10 protein-coding genes are annotated in these 11,374 nt (G+C 67.9%); 3 read left to right on the top strand and 7 right to left on the bottom strand.

The window, feature by feature from the left end:
* Positions 1–170: 170 nt before the first annotated feature.
* Entirely contained in the window at positions 171–404 is a 234-nt protein-coding gene (locus GT042_RS29945) for a hypothetical protein (protein WP_161311828.1), read from the bottom strand.
* 32 nt (positions 405–436) lie between these two features.
* Between GT042_RS29945 and GT042_RS39965 the strand changes: the two genes are divergently transcribed.
* From GT042_RS39965 to GT042_RS29935, 3 genes are all read left to right on the top strand, one after another.
* Positions 437–565 carry a hypothetical protein gene (locus tag GT042_RS39965; protein WP_272925776.1) on the top strand — a complete coding sequence of 43 codons (129 nt, stop codon included), beginning with the start codon at positions 437–439 and terminating at the stop codon, positions 563–565.
* A 49-nt stretch (positions 566–614) separates the two neighbouring features.
* Entirely contained in the window at positions 615–3,146 is a 2,532-nt protein-coding gene (locus GT042_RS29940) for a DEAD/DEAH box helicase (protein WP_161311827.1), read from the top strand.
* Positions 3,147–4,100: 954 nt separating this feature from the next.
* Positions 4,101–4,526, top strand: a complete 426-nt coding sequence (locus GT042_RS29935) for a hypothetical protein (protein ID WP_161311826.1) — start codon at positions 4,101–4,103, stop codon at positions 4,524–4,526.
* Positions 4,527–4,722: 196 nt separating this feature from the next.
* Here the strand turns inward: GT042_RS29935 and GT042_RS29930 are convergent, their stop codons facing one another.
* The 6 genes from GT042_RS29930 to GT042_RS29905 all read right to left on the bottom strand — a co-directional run.
* Positions 4,723–4,881, bottom strand: coding sequence for a hypothetical protein (locus tag GT042_RS29930; RefSeq protein ID WP_161311825.1), 159 nt, complete (start codon positions 4,879–4,881; stop codon positions 4,723–4,725).
* Between the two features lie 1,742 nt (positions 4,882–6,623).
* Positions 6,624–7,052, bottom strand: coding sequence for a GNAT family N-acetyltransferase (locus GT042_RS29925; RefSeq protein ID WP_161311824.1), 429 nt, complete (start codon positions 7,050–7,052; stop codon positions 6,624–6,626).
* 366 nt (positions 7,053–7,418) lie between these two features.
* The gene (locus tag GT042_RS29920; RefSeq protein WP_161311823.1) at positions 7,419–7,928 is read right to left on the bottom strand and encodes a hypothetical protein; all 510 of its coding nucleotides are present in this window, start codon (positions 7,926–7,928) and stop codon (positions 7,419–7,421) included.
* Between the two features lie 422 nt (positions 7,929–8,350).
* A complete protein-coding gene (locus GT042_RS29915; protein ID WP_161311822.1) occupies positions 8,351–9,406 on the bottom strand; it encodes a hypothetical protein in 1,056 nt (351 codons plus the stop codon).
* 222 nt (positions 9,407–9,628) lie between these two features.
* Positions 9,629–10,051, bottom strand: a complete 423-nt coding sequence (locus tag GT042_RS29910) for a hypothetical protein (protein ID WP_161311829.1) — start codon at positions 10,049–10,051, stop codon at positions 9,629–9,631.
* A gap of 5 nt (positions 10,052–10,056) precedes the next feature.
* Positions 10,057–11,374, bottom strand: a 1,318-nt coding sequence (locus tag GT042_RS29905; RefSeq protein WP_272925775.1) for a nucleic acid/nucleotide deaminase domain-containing protein, incomplete at its 5' end; no start/stop codon positions are given.

The following is an 11,374-nucleotide window of genomic DNA, read 5'->3' as shown; positions in this document are numbered from 1 at the left end:
ACGGTAGCGGCGATGGTCAGCGGCTCACGGGCCCCGGGGTGGGCGCCGGGTGAGACCCCCGTACGGCCGCCGACCGGTTGGCGGCCGGTTGGGCGGCCGGGCACCGGTGTTCGGGCGGTCGCGGTGTACGGCGGTTGGCCGGCGCCCGCCGTACACCGCAGCCCACGGCTTCAACGCCGCGGCGGCGGAAAGGCCGAGGCCGAGCTCAACGGCGCCGGAGGAGTCGTCTCGGCGGTCGCCTCGCCACCCCCGATCGGATTGAACAGGATCAGGAGCAGAGCCGCCGTCGCGGCCCCCGTCACGACGGCGGACTCGATGCTGTCGGTACGCCGGTACACCACCCAGGCAAGGAACAACGCCAAGGCGAACACGAGGGCATTCAGCGCCTCGATCTTGAAGGTCACCACACAACTCACGCCCGACCGAGGAACCGCAGATGAACGGTCAACTCCGCCTCCGCACCGGCGCCACCTACCTCGCCCTGACCCACCCTCCGGCCGGCACCGCACTCCTCGTGGGCATCGCGGTCATCGCCCTGCTCCACTCCCTCCTCGACCGGACCTGAACACAACCCCCGGCCCGGCATCACCGGACCCCCGCCGAAGGCACCTGCCATGCCGCACCCACAGCTGCGACCCCACCAGCGCGAAGCCGTCGACGCGGTCGTACGCACCCTGACCATCCCCGCCCACACCCGAACACCCGAGAAGGGACTGCGCACCCAGGTCGTCATGGCCACCGGCTCGGGGAAAACCCTCGTCGCGGCCCACAGCGCCGAAGAGCTCCACGCGGGCCGGGTACTGGTCCTCGTCCCCTCACTGGACCTCCTCGCGCAGACCCAGGCCGCGTGGCGTGAGGGAGGCCGCCGGGGGCCGGTGATCGGCGTGTCCTCGCTACGGGGCGAGGAGGCGTCCTTCCCCCACACCACCGACGTGGACGAACTGGTGGAATGGACCCGAGGCCTGGATCAGGTCACCGTGTTCGCCACGTACGCCTCGCTCGGTCTGGGCACCCTGGAACGCGCGCACAGCGCGGGCCTGGCGGCCTGGGACCTGATCGTCGTGGACGAGGCCCACCGCGTTTCGGGCCGGATCGGAAAACCCTGGGCGGTCGTCCACGACAACCAGAAGATCCCCTCGTCGAGACGCCTGTACATGACAGCCACACCCAGGCTGTGGCAGCTCGGGGACGGGGACGAGGCCGGCGCACCCGGTGAGCTGGTCGCGAGCATGGACGACGACCCCCGGGGCCCGTTCGGCAGCCGCTGCTTCACCCTGACGCTCTCCGAGGCCATCGACCGGGGCATCTGCGCCCCCTACCAGGTCGTATGCGTGGACATCAGCGACACCCGGCTCCAGGCCGCACAGCTCCTGGGCGCCGAGAGCCGCTCGGCACAGGTACGCGGGGCCCGGCTCGCCGCCCTGCAGACCGCCCTGGTGAAGGCATCGGCCGAGGAGGGCTTCCGCCGCACGCTGGTCTTCCACCACGTCGTCAAGGAAGCCGAAGCGTTCGCGGCCGGCCTCCCCGACGTCGCCGGGCAGCTGCACGCCGCCGACCCGCAGCGGTACCCGAAGACGGTCTGGGCGGACTGGCTGTGCGGCGACCACAAGCCGCTCCACCGCCGCCGGGTCCTCGCCGAGTTCGCCGCCGGGACCAGCACCGACGGCACCACGGTGGACAAGGGCTTCCTGTCCTCGGTGAAGGTGCTGGGGGAAGGCGTCGACACCGCGAACTGCGATGCCGTGTACTGGGCAGATGTCCGCGGATCCATGCCCGACCTCGTCCAGGCCGTCGGCCGCGCCCTTCGCATACAGCCCGGCGAAGGCAAGGTCGCCTCCCTCGTAGTCCCGGTACTGCTCGGACCCGGCGAGACCGCGGACAACATGCTCACCAGCCGGGCATACGGCGGACTGGCGAAACTGCTGGAGGCGCTGCGCGCGCACGACACCCGGATCGTGGAGCAACTGGCCGAGCAACAAGCCCCCAGCGCCTACAAACCCGTAGCCAAGGACGAAAGCGGGAAGAGCACAGGCGGGAGCGGTGAGGGCTCCGGGGGCATCAGTGTCCCCGCCAAGGCGCTGCTGAAATTCAGCACACCCCGCGACCCGGCCGCCCTCGCGGCGTTCATCAATCTGCGGGTCCTCAACCCGGAGAACGAACACTGGCGGCGCGGCGTGGAAGCCGCCGTCATCTACGCCCGCGAACACGGCGACCTCCGCGTCCCGTTCACCTTCCGCGTACCCGACGGCGACGACCAGAAGGCTGCTGAGGAAGAGGAAGAAGAGGTCAGGGGGTGGCCGGCCTCACTCGCCGGATTCCCGCTGGGGCAATGGACCGCGGACGCCAGACGGCTCTACGCCCGCGGCAAGATGGACGAGGACCGCGTCGCTCAGTTGGACTCGTTGGGCATGGTCTGGTCCCACTTCGACGTCGCCTGGGAGGAAGGACTGGCGGCCGCCCGAGGATGGGCCGCACAAGCAGGCCACCTCCTGGCGCCGCTCGACGCGACCTACCAGGGCGCGGCCGTGGGCATCTGGCTGAAGAACGCACGGGCCGCCGCCCGGAAAGCCGACGAGAACGAGCAGCGGCGCGCGAAGGGACTGCCCGTCGAATCGTCAGCCGGCGCCATGCCGGCGGAACGGCGCGAGCAGCTGGAGGACATCGACCCGTCCTGGTGCCCCAGCTGGCCGGTGACATGGCAGAGGTGCTTCCACCTCGTCCGCACGCACCTCGACACCGGTGGAGCGCTGCCTACTACGGTGGGCGAGACCGTACGACAGAACGAGGACCTCGGGCGATGGGTGACCTCCGTACGGCTCGGATGGGACCAGCTCACTACCGTGCAACAGTGGATGTGCGAGCAGGTTCTCGGCATCGAGCCCGCCAGCGAGGACGAGAAGCCGCAGCCACGCCGCACGCAGGCCGACAAATGGGCGACCCACTACCAGGCCGCCAAGCAATACTACGAACGCGAAAGACACCTCCAGGTCCCGAGGAAGCACGTCGAACGGATCACCGTCGGGGAAGACCAGGAGGAACAGGAACTCCGGCTCGGCTCCTGGATCAGCAACCAACGCAGCCGCGCCGCAACACTCACCCCGGAACGGATGGAACAGCTCTCCGCAATCGCCATGCGATGGACGTGACAACCCGTCACCATCACCCCAGCAGCCACACCCGACAGCCAGCCACCTGCCGGACGTACTTCACCCCTGGCAGCGTGCGGGCGACTGGGCGGTCGCCCGGAACCACTACACCAGGCCGCAGGCCCGAAACGACACCAGCAGCCAGGCATCCGTGTACGCCCGTTCCCGGCAGACCTGAGAGAGAGGAACATCCACATGGCGCGACGTACCGAGTACAGCGAGGTCCAGGCCGCCGAACGCCTCCGGAGACCAGTCACCTTCCTCCGGTAGGCCTGGCACATCCGTCTCGCCCCCGGCGCCGGACACCTCCTCCCCGGCGTGGTCCCGGGCCACCGTCAAGGCGATGCACGCGAACGCGATCCGAGCCGCTCTCCCTCGCGAGCCGACCACCGGCAGCCCGCAGCCCGCAGCCCGCAGCCCGCAGCCCGCAGCCCGCAGCGAACCGGATCGCCGGGGTGGTGGGCACGCCGAACCCGACCGCGTACGGCGAATACCCGTACGTGATCCGGCCGCGAAGTCCCAGTAGCCGTCGACCTCCCGGATCTCCCACGCGTGCTCGTACCAACGCCGCAACCACACCCCGCCACTTCGCGCAGTCCGCGCGTCCAGGCGGAACTGCTCCAGCACACCGGCGGCTGCTCCACGGCGAACCGCCCGAAGCGGGCCTCATATTCAACAGACAGACACTCAGCAGGCGTGACCAGGACCAGAAGGGCCGGGCCTCTGGTGGCAAAAACGGACCCGCCGCCGAACCCGAACCAAGATCACCCCTCTAGTGGTGTTGGTGCGGCCGGGGAGTGTGCGCACCGCCAGGCAGTCAGTGAGTGATGACAGCCCGGGTGGGTCAGAACCCGATCCAAGGTTTCGCCGAGGTTTGCCCAAGGTCCTCTCGCCATGATGAGGCGCACAGCGATTCACACCGGAATCGCGCATAAGGTCGTGAAGGAGTTGGGCATGTCCGTACGCAGCACAACAAGCAGGCTGGGGCGCGTCACCGGGATCGTGGCCGCCGCTGCCGGCCTGGCACTCCTCCCGAGCCAGGCAAGCGCGGCCGAGGTCTCCATCAGCGGCTCGAGCTCCAACGGGTGCAACACCGTCACAGGCCGTTACGGCTGGGCGCTCACCAACCCCGGACTGGATCTCTACCGCACCTGGGGCACCGCCACCATCGTCAACCACCCCACCAAGTGCGGGCCGGGCTGGCACGGCGTACTGCAGTTCGACGACTCCTCCAGCGCCGACGGCTGGGAGATCCTGTACGGCGTCGGCCCCGGACAGAAAGGCAGCACGTCACTCGTCATGAACAACGTCCGAGACGTCCGCTTCCGGGTCTGCAACATCGTCAACGGCAAAGCCGACGGCTGCGGCCGCGTCCTCTAACACCCCGACCAAAATCGGTCGGCGAACCACCACCAGAAGGTTCTGCTGACCGACGGCGACCATCGACCGGAGCCTGCTCCCGGACCTCCGGCGCCCCGGGTGCTGTTCGTCGGGGCACGACGAACACCACGACGGGCGACGTCCTCGGCGGGGCCGCCGATAGACAGGCAAGGGAAGAGGGAAGACTCCATGGCTGTTAGACGTGGTCGGGCAGCCGGGGCTCGACCTGCGCCGTGCTGCGGACGAGACTTGTGAGCGCCTTCCTCGATGCGGCCTGGACTCCGGCCATATGGGCCGAGATGACGGACCGGTAGCCGCCGTACCAGACCGCGAGCCGACGCCGTGTGAAAGTCACCTGCCCCACGACGTGGCCGGGGATCATCCCGGCTACTTCATCTCCACCCTTGACCTGCCCCGTCCGGGTCACCGGCCTCGTTCTCGATCTATACGGCGATGGCGAGGTCGGTGGGCCACCTGCGGAATCGGGATGGCCTCGGCGGTATTGAGGATGCGGAGCCTCCAGGGGAGCCACGCTTCGGCGGCTGTCCGGTCGTGGAGGAGCCCGTGGAGGAGGGTGGGATAGAGCGGGAGGGCGACCGCGCCCGAACTCGATGGTGCGGGCGCGGGTGCAGTGGGTGCCTCGGAAGGCGAGCACGGCAGCGGTGGGGCGGTTGGCGGCCCAAAAAACGGGGACGGCCAGACTCATGCTGTGCCTTTCGATAGTGAGGGTGAGCAGGCCGGTGGTGGGGTGGCCCGGGCCGGGCAAAGCGGCAGGCGGCGAGGGTGCTGTTGTCGTCCTTCCGCCGGGTCCGCCAGCCGGGCCGGTGAACGGCGCCGCTCCACTGGCGGGCGAGGACGCGTCGGAGGGATCCGGCTTCGGCGGTCAATCCGGTCGGCCTTGGAGTACTCATCGGCCAAGGAGCTTTTGAGGTGTTCGGTGGCCTCTGCCCATCCGAAGACGCCGGTGGGAGCTTCCCGTCTGAAATGGCAAACGTAGCCGGTGCAAGAGGTCACGATCGCGGAGATCACCGCTCCACGCTCGACCAGGGGGCGCAGTCGTTCGCCCGCCATGCCGACGGCCAGGTACTCGCCCCCCCTCCTCGGGGGCAACCGCCGCCGAGACCACGGCGCAAGGCCCCGCCCAACGCCTCTGCCCGCTGCCGCCGACGACGGCTTGCCCAGGGTCTCCTGGGCTGGCCCGCGCCAACGACGTCGTACGCCTGGTTCTCTGCCAGAAGAACCCTGCCGCCGTACTCGTCGCCCGCTCTCCGCCGCACTCTTCGAGATCGAACGGGCCTGACTGGTCTGACAGGGCGCAGGCGAACACAAAGGCTGGATCAACCCTCTGAAGACACGGGGCGTCCGTAGGGCGTACGGACAAGGCGGGCGCCGTTCTGGACTCAGTGCTCGGTACCCTCCAGCGGTGCGCACAGACGGCCGCCCACCTCGCGCAGGACAGCATCGTCGAGTGCCCTCAGGTCGTTATCCTTCCGCAGTTGGTACGCGCGGCGGCGGACGTGGGAGGCGACCGCGCGGGCATGGCCAGCCAAGTTGAAGGGCGACTTGATCGAAGTCGCCTGTCCCGAGCAAGTCCTCCGCGGTCCACAAGAGAACGGCCTTGCTGCGGTACTCGTACGGATCGCGGTCGCACGGGAGCTGCGCCCCGATCAGCCCACCGGTGTCTGGAGGAGCGACAGACCAGGTCAACCGGGAGCCCTGACAGCAGGTCATAAGGGGTGTCCACCGCGTCGATACAGCGAGCCCGTGATTCAGCCTGACCATAGTGACTCGACGTTTACACGCGGCACAGCGGTCTACGCCGCCGCCGTCACCGCCTGCGTATACCTCCTCGGCCTCCTGCTGACCGGACTCACCGTCAGCCTGGGAAGACGAGAAACCGCGATCAGTCCCGCATCGTCAGTGATCACTGATCGAAAAATATCCTCCCCGCAGGTCCGGCAGGTCTCTCAAGCCGATCCTCTCATCTCCAGCATTCTTCCCGCGCCCCGTGCCGCGCGGGAGGGCGCTCGGTGCGCCGACCGCTGGTGTGTCAGCGCGGAAACCGCTCCTCGGTTGCGCTGGATCGGCCTTCCGCCATCAGGTGCCCATTACGCGGTACATGCCGATCGAGTCGTGCGTCGCGGTGTCGGCGAAGCCGAACTTTTCGTAGAGGATACGGGCGGGGCCGTCCGCGATCAGTGATACGTAGGCGGTGGCGGGCGCCCGGCGTTCCAGTTCCTCGGTGAGCGCGGCCATGATGCGCCCGCCGAGGCCGCGGCCCTGGTGTGCGGGGTGGACGCAGACGTCGACGATCTGGAACGCGGTCCCGCCGTCGCCGATGACGCGGCCCATGCCGATGGGCTCTCCCTGGTGGTGGAGGACCACTCCGTGCCAAGTGTGCGGCAAGGCGAGTGCCACCGCTTCCGGGGCCTTGTCCGACAGGCCGGCATCGGTGCGCAGGCGCCGGAAGACGGCTACGGAAGGCACACCCTCGCGCAATTCGTACGGGTCGTTCAAGATGTCCACTTCCGATCGTGTGATATCTGCGGCAACCGCCTACGAGCAGTCTGGACCCGGTGCCGTACGGACGACAGAGACGCCGGACAAGATGATTACCGTCCGGCCCCACTGTCGACGTCCTCACGGGCGGCGAGCGATGAGGCCGTCGGCTTGGTCATCCGCATCGCAGGCCATGCACCAGGACTGGATGTCCGCCTCCGGGGGCCAGGTGTCGCCCTACTGGATGTGGGTGGCCTTCGCCGCGGGCCGGGCCCACCGGGGGGAGTTCCCTTCCGAAGAGGCCGGCGTTCTTGCGCAGGTGCTGCGAGCGCACCGCCGGCCCGGTGCCACACGGGCCGGAGAAAGGCCCCTGCTCGTGACCTTTCCCCTTCGTCACTCGGGCGGTCCGTCGGTCGTGGGTCGAGTCGGCGGCGGCCTGAGCGGGGAGTAAGAAAGCTCCCACGGACGGGCCGGGACGTGCCCCCGCCATAACAGCACCGCGTTCCGCTTCTCCCAGCGCGCGGCGATTCCGGCCCGGACCAGCCAGTCCAGGGACAGCCACAGGGGAATCAGGGACAGCCATGGGCTCAGGACCAGGCCCGCGACCAGTGCCGGCACCAGCAGCACACAGAGAAAACCCTTGTTGACGAGGTTGTGGCGCAGAGAGTAGTCGGTGGGGTGGAGGGTTTCGGGGTCGTCCAGCGCAACCGCTTCCTCGAAGATGCGGACCTCACCGATCCACTTGAGCCGGGAAGCCGTGAGCATCGCGAACAACACGCTGCCGACGAAGAAAAGGAGAACGACCCTCCACACCGTGTCGTCGACCTGGGCAGGTATCCCGCGTACGGCGAACGCCACCGGCGCGCTGACGATGCTGGCGCACACCGCCATCGCAACGCCCATCAGATGATGGTGGACGTGCCTGATCACCGAGCCCCCCATCCCGATACAGAGAGTCTGACCACCCTCGACATCTCTGCCTCGTGCCCCAGCCTCCGGTCCAGGCCCAGCATGCATAGCGGGCCCGAGGACGGCAGCCGCCCTGTTCGCCGCACGGCCGCGCTGGACACCTTCTACCGTAATTCCAGCGGCCCAGCCCAACCACCCAACGGTCTGAACGGTCAGTGAACGCCGACAGAGGTCTATGGCAACTGAAGGGCCGCCGCGCTTTTCCCAACCGGCCGCCGTCCGACAGCGGCCGGCTCGCGGCCTCCGGCTTCGCGGCGAGCAGTTGTGCACGTGCCTCTCCGTAGCCGCACTCTTCGAGCCCGCGATCGATGAACAGTTGCCGTACGGGTCTGCGACAAGTCCGCGCTCGGTCCTCGTCACCTCAGCAATACGGTGACGATGATGGGAAGCGCACCAGCGAACATCGCCAGGAGTGTGGAGGCCAGGGTCTGGCCGTTCACGGCGGTATTGGGACTCGCGATGATGTACGACAGTAAGTCGTTCACTCGCGCATCGGCCTCCGAGATGTCGGAGGCACGGCGAGGTGCGCGAGGGGGCAGTGCTTCCTCAAGTCGTCTGATCGAGACGGCCCTTGCCTGCTCGACGATCCACGACAAGCGCCATTGCGAGTAGAGGCCAAAGAGTGTGATGGCGACCATGAACGTGCCGGCCAGGACCCACTTGATGGTGATGAGGAGATCATTGCCCGGGTCTATTCGCGATACGTAGATGACGGGGACGAAGGCCAGGCACAGGCCTGCCGCTGCTACCAGCGTGACGAATCGGTACCAGCGGGCGAGCCGCTCGAGACCGATGGTTCGCGACGGCGCGAACCACAGGAGTTTGACGTTCGCCGGGTCGGTCACGATGCGCGCCAATCGGATGGCGCGGATCATCCAATAGTTGCTGTTGGCCGCTGCGGCGCCGGTCACCACGATCACCATGTAGGAGGCGGCGTCGACGAAGAGGTGGGGTGTGGTTCCCACCGCGCGTTGAATTCCGAACATCGCGCCGACGGCCGATACCGCGCCGAGTACGGTGTATCGCCATTGGCGTTTCGCGGAAATACCTCGGTCGATCCAGGCGTGTACCGCCACGCGGCCGGCCGGCGTAAGCATGCGGTCGAGGGAGTCGCACATCGCGTGGAAGCTCCGGCAGCCGATCCATTGACAAAGGATCACCGCGAGGTTGACCAGCGTGTAGTACAGGAGCCACATGCCGTAGGTCTGGAACTTCGGCACGGTGGTGGAGAAGAATCCCAGGTGTACGCCGGCAGCTACAAAAGGCAGCCCGACCGCGAGGGCAAAGGGCCAGCAGCGGTTCGCCCGCCACGTGACCGCGGTTCCTGAGGCCCGGACCCCGGCCATACGCAGCACCACAACCCGCGCCATGTCCGCGGCGTAGCGACGGTCGAGGTCCCCCTGGTTCGGCACGTACGCCTCCGTCACCTAGCAGCCCGTCGTTGCGGCGCACAGGCAAGCGTCGCAGTTGGCGTGGTGCCGCGATGGCGCGGGGGGATTACGAGGTCGTCATGGTCCATGCCGAAGTACGGCGATGTCCGTATCGCTTTCGCGAGGATGTCGCGGCGCCCCGTGTCATGCCTCGCCGACGCCGGTACGGGACGTTGTCGGCGAGGCATGACCGGTGCCGGTGGGTCAGGGTCTGCCGCTCTTCACGAAGACCGCCGTCCCGTAGGTGTGCCCGTCTGCCTGCTCGGTCTGGAACCCCGCCGAGGAAAGGATCCCGGTGAGGGCGTCCCGCATAGAGGTCTGGACGGTTTCGTAATGGCGAATCGCGTGCGGCAGATCCGAAGGATCGACTCCACCCGCCAGAAGGTTCACCGCGGCAGATGTCAATTCCGCCTCCGTGTTCCATTCCACCAGCACACCACCGGTGACCAGAGGATCCACGTGAACCTCCGCCCCGGGCGCGGGTTCGGAATCGCCTCCGAAGTCGCCCCGGTGAGTGGGGATTCCGGCCAGAATCAACGTACGGCAGACTTCTTCGGCGAGTGCGTTGCGCTGGGCAAGGACATCCGGCGGGGCCTTCGGCGGGAGGTCGAATCCGTTTTCGGTCATGTCCTTCACTTCTCTTCCTGCTGTTGACCGGTCAGGGAACGCGCCGAACGCCCCCCGCGAGCGAGTTTGATGTAAGCAGCCAGCAATTGCTTCGCCGCACTCTCGATGCCGGGGTAGTAAGGGACCGACCACGTGATGGGCGTGCCCGTCTTGAGGGCGCCGGCCAATTCGGAGGCGCAGTCACCACAAGGCTGCCGCTCAGTGTACAGAGCGGTGATCTGGCGAGGGTCGAACCCTTTTGCCTTCAGCATGTCCAGAATCGCTGTCTCGGAGTGACCGGCGAAGCTGCTGCTCGCGACCACGAGGTCACCGGTCTTGGGGTCGTTCCACCCCGGCACCTTGGCCACGGCAACGTTGTGATCCGCTCCGTAGAAACCGGACTCCGTTCTGAACCGGTAGGCCATGTAGCTCAGTTCGTCACTGTTGTAGGCGATGAGACCTGTCGGGCATCCCTCGGCCACCCCGGACGCCCGTGCGGTCAGAGACGTACGGGCGGCCGGGCGCCTGGTGCAGAACTCGACGAACTCGTCGATCGCCCGGTACCCGATGCGCGCGACGACGTCGTCGGCCAGGCCGAGGGTACGCAGCGCGTCGAGGGCGTCGGTGAAGCCGATACCGGTTCTCGCCGCCGCGTCCGCCGCTCTGACCGCGTCCGCGATGGGCCGGAGGATCTTGCCCGCGAACAGGCTCGCCACATCCACCGCTGCCCAGGCGCACCCGCCCCAGCTCCCGTTCTCACCACCGGGGGTGATTTTCTGGGCGCAGCGGATCCAGCTTCCGAAGAGGATGTCGACGGGGTCGATGCCCTGCTGGTACTCGGCGATCGTGATGGTGTGCGTGACCTCGGTGGACAGTTCCTTGGTCGGGTACTCGCCCAGGTACAACGTGTCGTCGGAGAAGCAGGTGTTCGCCCATACCTCCGTGGTGCACAGGTACAGGTCGAGGACGGCCTTGTACCCGATCTTCTCGGTGATCGTGCAGTCACCGTCGTAGAAGAGCTGGTCGAACCAGCCGTCGCAGCCGTCGGTCTTCTTGAGGACCTGCGGATCGCCGACCTGCTCGATGTGGTCGACGACATAGAACATGCCGCCGATGGACGTGCCGGCCTCGTCGGGAACCGTGCCGGTTTCGATCTGCCCGGTGTTCCCCGCGTTCTCGGCCTGGGTCGCGGCCTCCTGGGCGGACTCCGCGTACTTCTGGGCGTCCTTGGCGGCTTCCTCCGCCGCGGTCGCCTGGACGGCGGCGTCGGCGGCGGCCTTGCGCGCGTCCTCGGCTGCCTGTTCCGCCTCGGCCGCCGCGGTGCGGGCGCTCTCCGCGTCGAGG

The sequence above is a fragment of the Streptomyces sp. SID3212 genome (assembly GCF_009865405.1).
Taxonomy (GTDB): Bacteria; Actinomycetota; Actinomycetes; order Streptomycetales; family Streptomycetaceae; genus Streptomyces.
This window is presented reverse-complemented; position numbering and strand designations above follow the sequence as displayed.

What these genes read in the sequence shown, in the direction of transcription:
- GT042_RS29935 (WP_161311826.1), top strand. Translation starts at nt 4,101, where the DNA reads ATGTCCGTACGCAGCACAACAAGCAGGCTGGGGCGCGTCACCGGGATC.
- GT042_RS29940 (WP_161311827.1), top strand. Translation starts at nt 615, where the DNA reads ATGCCGCACCCACAGCTGCGACCCCACCAGCGCGAAGCCGTCGACGCG.
- GT042_RS29910 (WP_161311829.1), bottom strand. Translation starts at nt 10,051, where the DNA reads ATGACCGAAAACGGATTCGACCTCCCGCCGAAGGCCCCGCCGGATGTC.
- GT042_RS39965 (WP_272925776.1), top strand. Translation starts at nt 437, where the DNA reads ATGAACGGTCAACTCCGCCTCCGCACCGGCGCCACCTACCTCGCCCTG.
- GT042_RS29920 (WP_161311823.1), bottom strand. Translation starts at nt 7,928, where the DNA reads ATGGGCGTTGCGATGGCGGTGTGCGCCAGCATCGTCAGCGCGCCGGTG.